The following is a 14,892-nucleotide window of genomic DNA, read 5'->3' on the forward strand; positions in this document are numbered from 1 at the left end:
ATCAGGAAATGATGATCAGGGGCTGATCGAACTCGACCGGCTGCCCGTTTTCCACGAGAATCTCGGAAATCGTGCCACTTTTGTCAGCTTCAATCTGATTCATCATTTTCATGGCCTCCACGATGCAAACCACTTCACCCGCCTTGACCGACTGGCCAACCTCGACAAAGGACTTTGAGGCCGGAGAGGGTGATCGGTAGAAGGTGCCGACCATTGGTGATTTCAGCGCGTGACCCTTGGGCTCGGCTTTCTTGGCGGACTCGGCCGAATCGCCAACTGAACTGCCGGTTGCGGGCGCAGCCTGGGGTTCGGGCTGGTGCGCAGGGGCCGGATAGTGCGTCATGTACTGAGGCGCCGGGGCCTGCTCACGGCGGCGGGAGATACGAACAGAATCATCCCCTTCGTGAATTTCCAGTTCCTCAACGTCGGATTCCTCAAGCAGTTCTATCAGCTTCTTTATTTTACGAATGTCCATAATCGGTCCGGTTCTGTCAGGTCTAGCGGTGGGTTCGTTGCAGGGCGGCTGTCAGGGCCAGATCATACCCCAGGCTGCCCAGCCCGCAGATAACGCCGTCGGCGATATCAGAAAAATAGGAGCGGTGGCGGAATGCCTCCCGCGCATGCACGTTCGAAAGATGCACTTCAATAAAGCCAATGCCCGAGGCCAGAATGGCATCTCTCAGGGCTATGCTGGTGTGCGTGAAGGCGGCGGGATTAAACAGAATGAAGTCCACCCCCTCTGAACGCGCGTCGTGAATCCGTTCGATCAGTTCGTATTCGGCATTTGACTGTAAATGTAGCAGGTGATGTCCAGCTTTGGCGGCCTGATCGTGCAGGCGCTCGTTGATCTCGGCCAGGGTTTCGCGGCCGTACACTTCCGGTTCACGGGTGCCAAGCATGTTCAGATTGGGGCCGTGGAGTACCAGTATTGTTGACATGAACGCCTATGCCTTGGTGTCTTTCCTACAGGATCGCCGAAAATATCGACATTTTCCAGAAAATGTGTGGATTTTAACTGAATCAAAATGATCGTCCGGTTTAACACCACATAATATCCAAAATACCGGCCATATTGTCTTAGAGCGCGGAACCGACTTCTATAAGACGTTGGTTTCATAGGTCGGTCCGGGCAAATCGGGAACTGCTGGGTGACAGGGTCAGTCATAAAAAGCAATGACACAGTTGCGGCCCTGCTGTTTGGCCCGGTAAAGCGCCCTGTCTGCCCGTTCACACAGGGACTGAGAGGATTCTCCGGGTTCCAGGGAGGCGACGCCGCAACTGAAGGTAACGTTGAATTCCCCGTCGTCGGCAGGCTGCGGTAACTCAGCGAAGCGCGCCCGAATTTCGTCAAGTAGTTTGCGGGTATCGTTGGCGCCGGTTTGCGGCAGAATAATGGCAAACCCTCCGCCGCTGTAGCGGCCGCTGAGGTCGGACTTTCGCAGTCGCTGGTTCAGGAGCATGGACAGTCTGCGCAGTACCCGGTCGCCAATCGGGTGCCCGAAAGTGTCGTTCACCTTCCTGAAGTCATCAATATCAAGAATAACAAAGCTCAGAGCGTGTTCCTGCTCACTGGCACGGACAATTTCCTGATCCAGCAGGTTGAGGGTGTGGCTGTGGTTGAACAGTCCGGTCAGGCTGTCGCGGACCATGAGCGCCAGCAAGGACCGGGCGCGCTGCCCGCGATTGTGGATGGTGGAAATCAGATGCCTGGGGTCGATGGGCTTGGTCAGGAAGTCATCACCGCCCAGACTCATGGCGTGGAGCTGCTTGCCGATATCATCCTCGGCCGACAGGTAAAGGATGGGCAGGCGGTGGAAGCGATCCTGCTGACGAATCACCCGCGCAATCTCGGTGCCGGTGCAGCCAGGCATATACATGTCCAGGATGATGATCTCTGGCAAAAAAGAATCAAGAGCGGTGATGATCTGCATGGGGTCGGTGATGACGCAGACGGTCATGCCGGCTTTTTTCAGCACGGTTTCCACGTATTTTGCCTGGGCGCGGGAATCGTCCAGAACCAGCACCCGGTAGGGTTTGACAGTGTTGTCGCAGATATGGAGCTCGACTTTTTCAAGCAATTGGCCGGTGTCTGGGGCCGGGTAGAAAAATTCCTCGCCACCGCAGCGTAATGTGCGCAGGCGGGTTTCAATGGAGCCGTCCTGACTGCTTAAAAAAATGATCGGGATGAAGGAGTCGTGGCGTTCCTGCAGCTTTTCGACAGTTGCAATTCCGTCGAGCGGCTGAGAGCCGAAATTCACGTCCATCACAATGGTGTCCGGTTTGTGCTGTGAACAGGCGTCCATCAGATCTTCTCTGGTGTGGAAGGCGACGGCCCGGAGGCCGAAAAGTTCAAGCTGCCGGCTCAGGCGATTCGCCATGTCATCGCTGGCCAGTGCGATATACACTGGCGTGCGGTCGAACTGCCGGGGTGCTTCCGGGGCCTGCCGGCCGGTAATGGGCTGGGTGTTGCGGTAAAGCTGCCTGATGGATTCTTCCATCGGCTGGAGCAGGTTATCCGGAAGGGCTTCTCCCCGGGGCCAGTCAGCGATCAGCCTTAGTACCTGTTGGCCAGGTCGGCAGTAACTCTCCATTTCAAAGCGCCGGGCAAAGCGAACCAGCTTGTCGGTCGCACCGGTAAAATCATCGCGCAAAGCCGCAGCCTGGCCAGGGTTTGCGTGAATCTTCTGCCATCTATCCAGCACCAGCCGGGCCTGAGTGGTCACCCGGTGGGCAAAGTGCTGCCTGAGTCTGGCTTTCTGGCTTTCGTCGCTCATCGTATTCTCACGATACTCTGGCCTGGTTTTAGGTTTTTGCGCGCGGTGTTTGCGATGCAGATAATCAGCCTTCAAATTAGTTGTTTTACAGCGTCTATAATGTTTAGTGTTGTGCGCTTGCGTGACGCTGTGTAAGTCTTTGTCAGCAGCCACAGGACCATAGCAACCAGGTTCCTTCTCCGTTTCGCCCGGTAGCAGAGGCTGCAAATTGCATCTGGCGGGGCATTGCTGCATGGTTATGCCAGTAGGGATTTATCAAAGGAGACGAAATAACCGATGGCCGGAAAAATTAGGCAGTATTTCAGAGATCGTAGAAGCGGTACGCAGGATTCTGGCGGTGGCAGCGCCATTGGAAAGCTTGTTCTGGCCCTGATCGGCGTTTATCTGGTAGTCACTCTGGTGCTGGGCATGATCTGGAGCAGTGAGCCTGACAGGTTTTCGGTGCGTGACCACACCCGGGCACTGGCCAACGAAATGCAGCGCGAGCCCGTCAGCGGATTTGCCACCACCGCAACCATGATCCGGGTAGCGGAAACCCTGCTGGATAAATCCGGCGGATACATATCCAATGACATTTTCCCGCCGGGTCTGTGGCTGGACAACATCCCCAATTGGGAATTCGGCGTGCTGGTTCAGTTGCGGGACCTGTCCCGGGCCATGCGCAAGGACATCAGCCGCTCCCAGAGCCAGTCCGCAGAAGACAAGGATCTGGTCATCGCCGAGCCGCAGTTTCATTTTGACAGTGGCAGCTGGGCGATTCCATCCACAGAAGCCGAGTACCGCCGTGGTATCAAGGCATTGAAGAGCTATCTGGATCGTCTGTCCCGCCCCGGCCAGCCGGATGCGCAGTTTTTTGCCCGCGCGGATAACCTGGCGAACTGGCTGGCGGATCTTGAAACCCGTCTTGGCAGTCTGTCCCGGACCCTTGGTGAAAGTGTCGGTAAAGCATCAGTGTCGGATGCAGTCGCCAATATCGATCCCGATGATCCCCTGTCCGAGGACGTTCAGGGTGAAGAGGTGAGGACCGACTGGACCAGGATTGACGATGTGTTTTACGAAGCGCGGGGAACCTCATGGGCGTTGCTGCATATCTTCAGGGCCATTGAGGTGGACTTCCGTAAAGTGCTGAGGGACAAGAATGCACTGGCCAGCGTAAAGCAGGTCATTATCGAACTGGAGGGCACCCAGCGCAGTATGTGGAGTCCGGTGGTGCTTAATGGCAGCGGTTTCGGGGTGTTGGCCAACCATTCCCTGACCATGGCAGCTTACCTTTCACGTGCCAGTGCGTCGATCAGCGATATGCGGGATCTGCTGACCCGCGGGTAAACTGTGACTGATTACAGAATGCAGATTACCTTTCGATAAAAAAACCGGGCCTTGGAAGGCCCGGTCTTGTTGTTTCTGTAGAGCCTGTCGATCAGCCTTTGTAGGCCTTGACGGACTCTTCAATCGCCTTCCTGGCCTCGGCAGCGTTTGCCCAGCCCTGAACCTTGACCCACTTGCCGGGTTCCAGAGTCTTGTAGTTTTCGAAAAAGTGCTGGATCTGATCGCGCAGCAGTTGTGGCAGGTCATCCACGTCTTTTATGTCGGTGTAGGACTTGGTCAGCTTGTCATGGGGAACCGCGACCAGCTTGGCATCGCCACCCGCCTCATCTTCCATGTTCAGCACACCCACCGGGCGGCAGCGAATCACCGAACCTGCCTGGACCGGATAGGGCGTAACCACCAGCACGTCGAGGGGGTCACCGTCATCGGCCAGGGTATGGGGAATAAAGCCATAGTTGGCCGGGTAGAACATCGGGGTCGCCATGAAGCGGTCGACCAGCAGGGCACCCATGTCCTTGTCCAGCTCGTATTTTACCGGGGAGCTGTTGGAGGGAATTTCGATGGCGACGTAGATGTCTTCGGGAGGGTTCTTGCCAGCCGGAATGTTGTCAAAGTTCATGAGTGATCCTTTCTGCAGTTTGTTTTACGGCGCTTTAAAAGTGGACGCAATTATACGGGACAATAGTATGGACCGAAACTAAACCTTGGTCTGCAGACTTTTTGCCGGGAGCGGAATTGTGGCTTGCAGGCAAAAACGTGGTGACGGCATGATTCGGCAGAACAAGCTGAGCTCGCCGTCAAGTTCGGCGATCCGCGTGTGTATATTGTTCAATCCGCGCCCGCGGAAGTGCCCTGACGCCCCCGGGTTATTGCGCCAGAGTGGGTTTTCCAGGCGAATCTCAATGACTTGTTGCCCGACCGCGAGGTAAACGTCAAACTTACCAGCATCGCCATGCTCAAGTGCATTGCTGACAGCTTCACTCAATATCCGTCTGATATTGATGAAATAGCGTGGCGGCAGGGTCAGGGTTTCTGCCGGCGGTGCCTGCCAGGCGATTTTCAGTCCTGTTGGCACGACCCGTTCGTCCAGTTCTGAACGGAATTCTTCCAGCATGTCCTGAAAGTTATAACGGCGCTGCTCATCAAGGGCATAGATGGTTTCTCGCAGCGCCGACAGGGCATTCCGAGCCAGTCTGGCAGACCGGTCATCGCCGGCTGTGTGGATCAGCGTCAGCAAACGCCCACCGACATCATCATGCAGGTCGCGCATTATCCTTTTTCTCTCCTGGTCAGCGCCGGCCAACTTCGCCTCCCGCAGGTTGCAGATTCTTGATGCAATAGCGCTCAGGGCATCGGCCAGGTCCTTGTCACGTTCAGTGAACAGGCGCCTGCCACGCTGGCCGTAAAGCAAGCTCAGCCCCTGGGCAGTGTCGGCAGGAGCCTGAGAGGGCTCGTCAAAAGAAGGGACCCGCAAACGCGCGCCATTGCCGGAAAGTTCGGCTCGCTCCGGGCGGCGGGCCTGTGTCTCCAGTGTGAGTGGTTGAAACACGCTGACAAGCATGGCGCGCCAGAGCCCTGATACTTTATCGGGCGGGCTGGTAAACATGGATTCTATAAACGCCGGTAAATACCGCTCCATGTAAACCTCGGTGGAAGGCGATAATTGCCGCCATAACCATTGGCGGAATGGCAGATAAAACCAGCCGACGGCCAACAGAGAGAGCGTCAGTGCGTACTTCTGGTTTACCCCCAGAGTCGATACCACCAGCAGATCCACTGATAACACCAGCAGGCCCGCGAGAAACCAGCCCCAGGCAATAAACCACCAGCGTTCCACCTGAAACAACCGATAACGTAGGATGCCAAGGGCGAATCCCAGGTAAAGCGTGCTGGCGATACCCACCATGGTGGTCAGGTTCGAGAACGGGGGATACCCAAGCATGGCTGGCAGAAAATACACCATCATGCCGCCGCCCATGGCCAGAAGAATGGACAAGAACAGCCAGCGCAAGGCGCCTCTGTCAAGCGGGTGATGTCGGGTCATTCGCCACTGGAAGACAGCGGCGGCGACGCCAAACAGATAATAAACCCCCAGCGGCAGGTAGAAGGTGTGCAGGGGCAGAGTCCAGACCTGAAGATTCTCGTTGAGCTGCTGCAGGATTGCCAGAATCACCAGCACGGCTACTAACCAGTTCACTTTTGGTAGCCGGCGCGGGTAGATGAACATCAGGGTCAGCAGCGATACCAGCAGCAGGTAAAGGCCCATGTGGTTAACGCGCATCAATAGTTCAAAGGTTTCCCGTGGCAAGGCCAGTTCTCTTGCGTTCCAGACACTGTGTAGTGACGTCGCCAGAAAGAAGCCGCAGCCGGAGAGCAACAGCAACCTGGCGGGCCAATGCCCGGGGCGGAACATTGCAACGGAGAGGCTGACCAGGAAGGCAATGGCTCCAAACAGGTTCAGTAACCAGAAGGTTAGCGGTAACGCGGACAGTGGGCGTGATGTCATGGGTTCCACTTCCAGGGCCGGGCCATCTTCGCGCACCAGCGTGACCGGGCCTGCCCGCAGGGCGGAAGCAATCCGTCCCTGGTATTCCAGATAAGCATTATAACCGGAAAATTCGGGCTCAGCATGAGGGTTGTGAGCAGGGTTATAGGCGCGAAGAGATAGGGTCTGTTGCTGTCCTTGAAGGTCGGTCAGGTGTTCGCCCGGCATAATGTTACCGGCCAGAGGGCCCGCCGGGTGAGCGTAGAGCACTTTAAGACCACGACCATCGCCGGGCTCGGTTTCCAGGCCAAGCCAGGGGCCGTGGAGAGCAAAAGCGGTGGCGCACGCGATCACCAGAAATACCGTCAGTGTGGCCAGAGAAAGCAGTGGGAAAGGAGGAAGAGTCGGTTGTGCGAGGCTAGCCATCGACGACGCCCAGACGCACAGCCTGCAACGTGGCTTCGGCACGTCCGGAAACGTTTAATTTTCGGTAAATCTGCTTGGTATGAGCCGCAACGGTATTGCCGGAAATTTCCAGAGCCAGGGATATATCGCAGCGGTTGTAGCCATTGGCCAGTAAGCGCAGAACTTCCTCTTCCCGGGGGGTAAGGCCTGTCTGGCTGGTGCAAGACAAGGATGGTGCGACGTGACGGAAATGGCGCAGAACACGGCGGGCAATGCTGGGAGACAGTGGTGGTTCACCTCGGGAAATGCCCCGAAGCTGTTCCACCAGCCGCTCTCTGGGCTGATCTTTGAGCAGGAAACCCTGAGCCCCGTCTTTCAGGGCGGCAAAGAGGTGTTCATCATCGTCGTAAATGGTCGCCATCACTACATAGGTGTTGGCGTGGGAAGCCCGGACCTGCCTCAGCAGATCCGTTCCGCTGCCGTCTGGCAGGCTTATGTCCAGCAAGGCCAGATCATAGTGAGTCCGGGCCAGCAGGCATCGGGCCTGCGTCAGACTATCCACGGCGTCTACGGCGATCCCGGGCAAGGCCTCGCTGACGATCCCGTCGAGCCAGTCACGGCTTTCGGGTTGATCTTCCAGGATCAGTGCTGATTGCATGTCCATGCATCCCTGACAAACTGCTGTGAGCGAACAGTTCCTCAACCCTACGCCCAAACCCGAATAAACGCCATTTCTGTGGAAACCGGCTGATGCTGAGCTCCGGTTTCTAGCGATCGGGATCACAGTTCAGTGCAGGGCCCGCAGTTACAATCGAGTAGATCCCGTTAAACTCAATATTGAGGAACGCAGGCACGAAATTATCAGGCGGTGCCTCATTTCGTGCAACGTTGACGCTCCCGTAGATTCGCCCTTCTAATGCAACAGAACCGATAGCTCCAAGCGCAAGAGGGGTGCGGCTGGTGATATCTACCGTCAGGGCAGGCAATGGCCCATCCGGCCCGAACAGGACATAGCTTTCACCGTTAATAAATCCACTCGACCGCGTGGTGGTTGATACGGTACCGCTCGCGCCGATCACAAGCGCCGGGTCAAGGTCCAGAAGCATACCTGTGAGGTTATCAGCGGAATCCTCCTGACCAAAGAAGCGAAGCTGATTATGGGTGGTGTCGTCCCGACCCAGAGACAGGTAGCTGAAACCGGCACGAGAAACCGCGGCACTCACGGTCCCACCGCTGAGTTCGGCATTGAAGTAGCAGGTGCAATCGCCGACCGTAACCCTTGCCGGGCGAGTTGTTCCAATTCCCTCTGCAGGTCTCGCGGTGACCAGGGCGTCTCCCGGGCTGCCTGCCGTAAACACACCACTACCATTGATGCTGCCGTTGGAGGCGGCCCAATTTACCTCTACTTCTTCGTCGGTCGAATCGTCCAGGGCACGGAACTGGTGCGAGCTTCCAGGTGCCATGCACTTGCGAGGAGGGTCAACAACAATGTTGACAACGTCCGCACTTATGAACAGGGCGTTTTCGCGCGGGGGTGGGTTGTTGGCCGGGGCACGGAGATTCTGAGCCGGGCTTGAATTGGAAATCGATTCCGTTCTTACTTCAACGATGGTGCCTTCCGGAAACTCGTCCGGAACAACGTATCTGAATGTATGGGTGAAGGTGTTGGGGTTTTCCTGCGGTTCCTCCCTGACGTAAAAAACTTCACCGATAGCCGGCTCCGGCTCAAGGATCCAGTCAATAAACGGAAAGTCCCTGTCGTGCAGTGCGGAGTTTTTCACGGTAACAGAGAATTCCATACTGGTGCCCAGATCTTCTTTGGTGATCTTGAGACTGGACGGGCTGAACTCGAGTGCGATGTATCTCAGGTTCACTGTGGACGTATGAATGGCCGGAGAGGAGACCAGAGTCTCATTGTTGGTGCTGAAGCGTAACTGCGAAGACTGAATGTCAAACGCGCGCGGCGCAAGCAGGCCGAACTCGAAGCGGTCGGAGGTGGTGTTGGCCTGATAGAGCATGGGTTCGCCACCGGAGCCGAAAGTGTCAATTTCGACCTCCAGCCATTTCTGCGCCTCGGCGCCCATGAGATCGATGTCATCCCATACGAAGACCACATTCTGTCCAGGCGGAAACTGGCCAATAATATCCTCAGTAAGGTCGGACAGAAAATAATTGGCAATGTCGCCCGCCCCTTCACCAAAATCGGAGTAGGCGGTATTGAACACGTTACCGATCGTCTGGGATGTGAGTTCCTCGCCTATTGCGGTAAACACCTCTTTGGTGACATCGACGCCAATGCTTTCAGCGCGTCCGGTTGCGCTGGCCAGGCGCACCTGTGGGACGCTGGCATCTTCCAGAACCTGACCACCAGGAGGCGTCAGCGTCGTGGTCATGTCGGTTATGCAGCAAGGCAAAAACCACCGAGCCACTTCGTTCACCTTGGTAAAGCCAGTGATGGCGTTAGTAGCCAGGTCCAGGCTCTTTGCCCTGGCAGTGTTTGCCGCGACTCCAGCCGAACCACCACTACCGGCGACCGCTGCCACTGTCGCTACCAGTCCCACTGCTGAGAGATAGCTGCCAACTGTGTCATCAAACAGTTCGGCGCTTTCCTGCCGCCGTCGAAAATCCCTCTGCAGCGCGAGCAAGGGCGCCAGAGACTCGGAATCGGGAAGTGGCGGAACGCCGATGGTTTCAAACGCCGGAATGTTCTGAGCCACAACCAATGTCTGGGCTTGCATGGTCAATGGAGCCGCAGGCTGCGTCCAGCTGATACTGGAACTCATTATTTCAACCTGCTGACCTGCCTCTGTAAGCGGTGAATCACCTTCGGCTACCAGGTCTGCCTGCTCCCGGATCGCGGCTGGCAATCTGCTGCCGGCCAGAAAACGTTCCAGAAAAAGCAGTGTGTCCGGGTTAAGGCCGTCCTGAAGCTGGCGGCTGATTGAGTTTTCGTTTTCGGGATCCATTACGCCGTGCCACGTGAGCATGATGGGCAGCAGGTAGGCGGGAATCTGGTTCAGGCTATTGTCCCGCCAGCCTTCCCATTCGTCCGGGTAGGTTTTGCCAAGCGCTTCTGTTGATGCGCGCAGTAGATTGTCGATTTCGTCGACAACTTCATGGAATATTCCCTCATCCCTCGGCGGCAGGGCGTCAAGGTCCAGCTGCATCGCTCGGCTGCGGCTTTTGCCGTCCGTGATGACAACCACCAGAGAGGCGGGTTCGTCGTCATCGACCAGAGGTGTGGGCAGGAAGATGCCTGTTTCGCTATCCTCATCGGAAGGATCTGTTGGCAGACTGAACAGGGGAAGCACACCATGCAGAACACTGTCGCCAGAATCATTGGTCGCTAACGCATGGAATTCCGCAAAGGTGTCTTCCAGGGGGATCTCGTCGGAAAGGCCCTGTACTTCAATATAGTTCAGGGACTTTGCACGGTCAGAAGCAAGGCTGGTGGAAGAAAGGTCGGCGCCCTCGGGATCATTCTGCGCTGGTGTGCCAACCGTCGGCGGAGGGTTCTCGCCGCCACCACCGCCGTTGTCGCCGGAACCTCCGCCGCCACAGGCGGCCAAGAAAATAGCCAGCAGGCTGATAAGGAACAGCCTTGGAATACACAAAACCCGTGCTTCACTCTTCCGACGTCCGTAAACTTCCATTACTACTCTCCCTGAATTTTGCGCGCTCGCGCACCGGCCCAGTCTGGAACAGGATATATAAGAAAAGGGTATCGGAGGCTTCGGGCGAATGGTATTACCCAGACGGGTAGTATTCATCGGCGAATGCGTACGGTGGCGATGAGCAAGGCAGGTACAGGAGGGCAGTACTAACCGGCATTCGGGTCCAGTGGTACAGCTGTATCTGCTTCGCGATCAATCAGCAGCAGGCTGATACCGCCATGGCCCTCGCCCCCGGTGCGCACCGCAACGGTAAAATGATCGGCCGGCGCGCCGTTGATGATAAATGTTTTACTGCCGTTGACGATGTAGTGGTCACCGTCCTTAACCGGTATCGGTGACAGCCAGCGCCGCAAAGAGGTGGGTGCATCAGGGGACGTCAAAATCATGGATGATTTTGTCGAGCGTACAGGGATGTATTCACAGCGTGCCCCTGATGCATCCACCTCTTTGCGGCCGCACCAGAAGTCAGAGGGCCGTTTTTCAGGTGGCTGAAAGGTCAGTCACCCCCACGAGTAACTGTCTTCACCCCTTCGCTGGTGCCAAGCAGAAGCACATCGGCAGGACGCCGAGCAAACAGCCCGTTGGTTACAATGCCGACAATATTGTTCAGCTTCTCCTCCACCTGAATCGGCCGGGAAATATCCAGATTATAAATGTCCAGGATCACGTTACCATTGTCGGTGGTGAAACCTTCACGATAAACCGGATCTCCCCCCAGCTTCACAATCTCACGGCCGACATGGCTGCGGGCCATGGGGATAACCTCGACCGGCAGCGGAAAGCTTCCCAGGATATCCACCTGCTTCGATTCATCAGCAATACATATGAAGGTTTTGGACACTGCCGCCACAATCTTCTCGCGGGTAAGGGCGCCGCCGCCGCCCTTGATCAGTTCCAGGCGTTCATTGGCTTCATCTGCGCCGTCGATGTAAAACTCGAGCGGGGCGGAACTGTTGAGGTCATATACCGGAATATTGTGTTTTTTCAGGCGCTTCGCCGTGGCATCGGAACTGGCGACGGCGCCATCAAAATCATTGCGAACCCTGGCAAGCAGATCGATAAAACAGTTGGCTGTGCTGCCAGTGCCGACGCCAATGATGCTGTCCTGATCCAGATGCGGCTTGATGTAGTCCAGGGCAGCCTGGGCAACGGCTTGTTTCAGTTCGTCCTGATTCATCGGCAACTCCGGTTTTTTGGCGGCAAAAGGTGAATAGCCCAGTCATTATAACCGCTCAGGGCCTCTGCCTTATAGACGGGACCCGCCCAAAGTTCCTACACTGTGCGTTTTTCCGACAAATCCCTGATTCTGTCTAATCTGGAAAGCACCATGCCGCAACGTTATATCAAGAAAATACTCGATGCCCGCGTTTATGATGTGGCCATCGAGACCCCGCTGACCGAGGCCCGCAGCCTGTCCAAGCGTTTTGGCAATAACATACTGCTTAAACGTGAAGACCTTCAGCCGGTGTTTTCCTTCAAGATCAGGGGTGCCTACAACCGGATTGCGCATTTGTCGGAAGAGCAGAAAGCCAAAGGCGTAATCTGTGCCTCTGCCGGCAATCATGCCCAGGGTGTGGCGCTTGGTGCCAAGAGCCTGGGCATCAAGGCAGTGATCGTAATGCCCCAGACCACGCCGGAAATAAAGGTTCGTGCAGTGCGGGACCATGGCGCCAGAGTGATTCTCAAAGGCGACGCCTTTGACGAAGCCGCGGCCCACGCCCAGGAGCTGATCAGCAAACACGGCTACACCTATATCCCGCCCTACGATGATCCGGACGTGATTGCAGGCCAGGGCACTGTGGCCATGGAACTGATGTGGCAGTTCTCCGGGCCGCTGCATGCCGTGTTTATCTGTGTCGGCGGCGGTGGCCTCATTGCGGGCATGGCGGCCTATATCAAATACCTGCGGCCCGAGGTCCGGGTAATCGGTGTGGAGCCGGAGGATTCCAATTGCCTTCAGGCTGCGCTGGCGGCCGGTGAGCGGGTGGTGCTGCCGGAAGTCGGGATCTTTGCCGACGGCGTGGCGGTGAAACAGATCGGTGCCTACCCCTGGGAAATCTGCAAAGATCACGTCGACGAGGTTATCACCGTTTCCACCGACGAGATCTGTGCCGCCATCAAGGATATTTTCGAGGACACCCGCTCTATTGCCGAACCTGCGGGCGCTCTGGGTGTTGCGGGCGTGAAGAAGTATGTCGAACGGGAAAAGATCGAGGGCGAAAACCTGGCGGTTACCCTCAGCGGCGCCAACATGAACTTTGATCGCTTACGATACATCTCCGAGCGCACCGAAATCGGCGAAAAGCGCGAGGCGATCCTGGCGGTGACCATTCCGGAACGCCCTGGCGCGTTCAAGACCTTTATCAATGCCCTGCACAGACGCAGCATCACCGAGTTCAACTACCGCTATGCCGACGCCACCGATGCCACCATCTTTGTCGGTATCCAGATTCAGGCCGGCGGTCTGGGCCGGGACGAGCTGGTCCAGGAACTCCGTGAAAGCGGCTATGGCGTGGTGGACCTGACAGACAGTGATCTGGCCAAGCAACATATCCGTCACATGGTCGGAGGGCACGCGCCGACCATTACCAATGAAAAGGTGTTCCAGTTCGAGTTCCCGGAACGGCCGGGCGCGCTGCTGAAATTCCTGATGTCCATGGGTACCCGCTGGAATATCTCCATGTTCCATTATCGCAATCACGGCGCTGCCTATAGCCGGGTTCTCCTGGGGGCACAGGTGAACGATGAAGAAGTGGCCGATTTTGAAGCGATGCTGGAGAAGATCGGGTTCCGCTACGAGAACATGACAGACAACGAGGCTTATCAACTCTTTCTCGGTGCGGGAAATGGCGGTCGGCACTAAATTGCAATGTAGAATCAGATAACATTACTGAAATTTAACCTGTCATAAATTGTAAAATCCAGGTTGCATGATAGTCTTGTTGCAGATTGTCGGATTCGGCAATATCTCACTGATTTCGATAATTTTTAGAACCTGAAACACCGGAACGCTCTGCAATGAATCGCAAGCCCGACATTATTCGCGCAATTGTACTGGTCTTTGCTGTTGGCCTGGTTATCACCGGATTTACTTCGATGCAGGCGCCGGACGGCGGTTTCACTACTCCGGCCAATGCCCTTGTCAGCGAAGCTGTGCCTGCCGACGAGTCGCGTCGTAACTGACCCTGCTGATTCAGAATTGCTGTTATTTCCTGGCCTGATATCGCTGCACATCAGTCACGATGCTGTGCAGCGGCACATCCCAGCTTTGGGTCGGTATCACTGACACTTTCTGACATTCGTGGGCGAGGCCTATCAGCTTTGGTGCCAGCCTCGGCCGGTGCCGGGTAAAGGCAAATGTGCGGTCGTAAAAACCGGCGCCCATTCCCAGCCGTCCACCGGCCTCATCAAACCCCACCAGCGGAAACAACACCGCATCCAGGGCCCAGGGTGGGCGCTTGAGACCGTCACTGAAAGCCGGTTCAGGAATACCAAAACGATTTCGCGCCAGGGGTGTGTCGTCGGTAAAAGGGCTGAAAACCAGTCGCCCGGCATGAATCGGATGAAGCACTGGCAGATATAACCGAAGGCCCCGCCGTTTTGCCAGACTGACATACACAGACGGGTCTATCTCACCGTCATTGGGCAGATACACCGCCACCTGCCGGGCCCGGCGCAAATCAGGATGTCCGAGCAGATTCACCGCAAGATTGTCAGCTGCGTCCTGCTGCTGCTGCAGAGTCAGTGCGTTGCGCTTGTCACGAAGTTGTCTGCGCAGGACTGCGCGTGAAGGGGTTGTGGACAAGATAAAGCTTCCCGGGCTGCCGTTATCGGATGTGGCCCTTGAACCCAGAGTTCAAGGTCGGTGGCCGCTGTGACATATTAGGCTTTCCCCCGCAGGGGACATGCTCACAATGCCCTGGAGTAGCCACCTTGGCAATACGCATCGGCTCGAGGACGAATCCGACCAGCGAACAGCCCAGGAAGTCCTTTTGATTATACGGCCAGTTCGGGGGTCGATTGCAAGGCTTGTGGCTGCGAACTTTCGTGACCGCCAATGTCAGCGGCCGGAGCTGTTGCCCGCCGCACTATCGAAGGCAGTATCCAGGGCACTATCGAGTTTTTCATCCATGGAATTGAGGATACTGCTGGCGGCGTCGGACATGGTGTTCCGCTCCAGCAGGTCGTGGGTGATGTTCAGTGCTGCCATCACAGCAATACGCTCGGT

13 protein-coding genes, 1 other RNA gene and 1 pseudogene are annotated in these 14,892 nt (G+C 56.5%); 3 read left to right on the forward strand and 12 right to left on the reverse strand.

Features of this window, described 5'->3' with window-relative positions; translation table 11 throughout:
- Nucleotide 1: 1 nt before the first annotated feature.
- From accB to VJ956_RS07790, 3 genes are all read right to left on the reverse strand, one after another.
- Nucleotides 2–475 (reverse strand): acetyl-CoA carboxylase biotin carboxyl carrier protein, encoded by a 474-nt coding sequence (gene accB / locus VJ956_RS07780; protein WP_324083535.1) that lies wholly within the window; start codon nt 473–475, stop codon nt 2–4.
- Between the two features lie 22 nt (nt 476–497).
- A complete protein-coding gene (aroQ, locus tag VJ956_RS07785; protein WP_324083537.1) occupies nt 498–938 on the reverse strand; it encodes a type II 3-dehydroquinate dehydratase in 441 nt (146 codons plus the stop codon).
- A gap of 219 nt (nt 939–1,157) precedes the next feature.
- Entirely contained in the window at nt 1,158–2,774 is a 1,617-nt protein-coding gene (locus VJ956_RS07790) for a diguanylate cyclase (RefSeq protein ID WP_324083539.1), read from the reverse strand.
- Nucleotides 2,775–3,050: 276 nt separating this feature from the next.
- Here VJ956_RS07790 and VJ956_RS07795 point away from each other — a divergent pair, with 276 nt between their 5' ends.
- Nucleotides 3,051–4,100 (forward strand): DUF2333 family protein, encoded by a 1,050-nt coding sequence (locus tag VJ956_RS07795; protein ID WP_324083541.1) that lies wholly within the window; start codon nt 3,051–3,053, stop codon nt 4,098–4,100.
- Between the two features lie 91 nt (nt 4,101–4,191).
- Here VJ956_RS07795 and ppa read toward each other — a convergent pair whose 3' ends face one another.
- From ppa to rpiA, 6 genes and pseudogenes are all read right to left on the reverse strand, one after another.
- Nucleotides 4,192–4,719 carry an inorganic diphosphatase gene (gene ppa, locus VJ956_RS07800; protein ID WP_324083542.1) on the reverse strand — a complete coding sequence of 176 codons (528 nt, stop codon included), beginning with the start codon at nt 4,717–4,719 and terminating at the stop codon, nt 4,192–4,194.
- A gap of 78 nt (nt 4,720–4,797) precedes the next feature.
- The gene (locus tag VJ956_RS07805) at nt 4,798–7,011 is read right to left on the reverse strand and encodes a hypothetical protein (RefSeq protein ID WP_324083544.1); all 2,214 of its coding nucleotides are present in this window, start codon (nt 7,009–7,011) and stop codon (nt 4,798–4,800) included.
- Nucleotides 7,004–7,648: a response regulator transcription factor gene (locus VJ956_RS07810; protein WP_324083546.1), complete on the reverse strand. Its 645-nt coding sequence runs from the start codon at nt 7,646–7,648 to the stop codon at nt 7,004–7,006. Before VJ956_RS07810 ends, VJ956_RS07805 begins: the two co-directional genes overlap by 8 nt.
- A 109-nt stretch (nt 7,649–7,757) precedes the next feature.
- Nucleotides 7,758–10,643, reverse strand: a complete 2,886-nt coding sequence (locus VJ956_RS07815; protein ID WP_324083548.1) for a hypothetical protein — start codon at nt 10,641–10,643, stop codon at nt 7,758–7,760.
- 209 nt (nt 10,644–10,852) lie between these two features.
- A pseudogene (locus tag VJ956_RS07820) lies at nt 10,853–11,050 on the reverse strand (acyl-CoA dehydrogenase family protein); the annotation flags it as partial.
- Between the two features lie 110 nt (nt 11,051–11,160).
- On the reverse strand, nt 11,161–11,841 hold the full coding sequence (rpiA, locus tag VJ956_RS07825) for a ribose-5-phosphate isomerase RpiA (RefSeq protein WP_324083549.1): 681 nt from the start codon (nt 11,839–11,841) through the stop codon (nt 11,161–11,163).
- Nucleotides 11,842–11,991: 150 nt separating this feature from the next.
- Here rpiA and ilvA point away from each other — a divergent pair, with 150 nt between their 5' ends.
- Together ilvA and VJ956_RS07835 are read left to right on the forward strand one after the other, a co-directional pair.
- A complete protein-coding gene (gene ilvA / locus VJ956_RS07830) occupies nt 11,992–13,527 on the forward strand; it encodes a threonine ammonia-lyase, biosynthetic (protein ID WP_324083552.1) in 1,536 nt (511 codons plus the stop codon).
- 155 nt (nt 13,528–13,682) lie between these two features.
- Complete coding sequence (locus VJ956_RS07835; protein WP_324083554.1) at nt 13,683–13,847, forward strand: hypothetical protein; 165 nt, start codon at nt 13,683–13,685, stop codon at nt 13,845–13,847.
- Nucleotides 13,848–13,869: 22 nt separating this feature from the next.
- Here the strand turns inward: VJ956_RS07835 and VJ956_RS07840 are convergent, their stop codons facing one another.
- The 3 genes from VJ956_RS07840 to VJ956_RS16340 all read right to left on the reverse strand — a co-directional run.
- Entirely contained in the window at nt 13,870–14,469 is a 600-nt protein-coding gene (locus tag VJ956_RS07840) for a 5-formyltetrahydrofolate cyclo-ligase (protein ID WP_324083556.1), read from the reverse strand.
- A 4-nt stretch (nt 14,470–14,473) separates the two neighbouring features.
- A non-coding RNA gene (ssrS, locus tag VJ956_RS07845) (6S RNA) lies at nt 14,474–14,653 on the reverse strand.
- A gap of 71 nt (nt 14,654–14,724) precedes the next feature.
- Nucleotides 14,725–14,892, reverse strand: a 168-nt coding sequence (locus VJ956_RS16340) for a cell division protein ZapA (RefSeq protein WP_414674404.1), incomplete at its 5' end; no start/stop codon positions are given.

The sequence above is a fragment of the Marinobacter sp. genome, from assembly GCF_035268745.1.
Lineage (GTDB): Bacteria > Pseudomonadota > Gammaproteobacteria > Pseudomonadales > Oleiphilaceae > Marinobacter.

Bases quoted from the DNA above. Each gene is read 5' to 3' on its own strand.
- accB (WP_324083535.1), bottom strand. From the start codon at position 475: ATGGACATTCGTAAAATAAAGAAGCTGATAGAACTGCTTGAGGAATCC.
- aroQ (WP_324083537.1), bottom strand. From the start codon at position 938: ATGTCAACAATACTGGTACTCCACGGCCCCAATCTGAACATGCTTGGC.
- VJ956_RS07790 (WP_324083539.1), bottom strand. From the start codon at position 2,774: ATGAGCGACGAAAGCCAGAAAGCCAGACTCAGGCAGCACTTTGCCCAC.
- VJ956_RS07795 (WP_324083541.1), top strand. From the start codon at position 3,051: ATGGCCGGAAAAATTAGGCAGTATTTCAGAGATCGTAGAAGCGGTACG.
- ppa (WP_324083542.1), bottom strand. From the start codon at position 4,719: ATGAACTTTGACAACATTCCGGCTGGCAAGAACCCTCCCGAAGACATC.
- VJ956_RS07805 (WP_324083544.1), bottom strand. From the start codon at position 7,011: ATGGCTAGCCTCGCACAACCGACTCTTCCTCCTTTCCCACTGCTTTCT.
- VJ956_RS07810 (WP_324083546.1), bottom strand. From the start codon at position 7,648: ATGCAATCAGCACTGATCCTGGAAGATCAACCCGAAAGCCGTGACTGG.
- VJ956_RS07815 (WP_324083548.1), bottom strand. From the start codon at position 10,643: ATGGAAGTTTACGGACGTCGGAAGAGTGAAGCACGGGTTTTGTGTATT.
- rpiA (WP_324083549.1), bottom strand. From the start codon at position 11,841: ATGAATCAGGACGAACTGAAACAAGCCGTTGCCCAGGCTGCCCTGGAC.
- ilvA (WP_324083552.1), top strand. From the start codon at position 11,992: ATGCCGCAACGTTATATCAAGAAAATACTCGATGCCCGCGTTTATGAT.
- VJ956_RS07835 (WP_324083554.1), top strand. From the start codon at position 13,683: ATGAATCGCAAGCCCGACATTATTCGCGCAATTGTACTGGTCTTTGCT.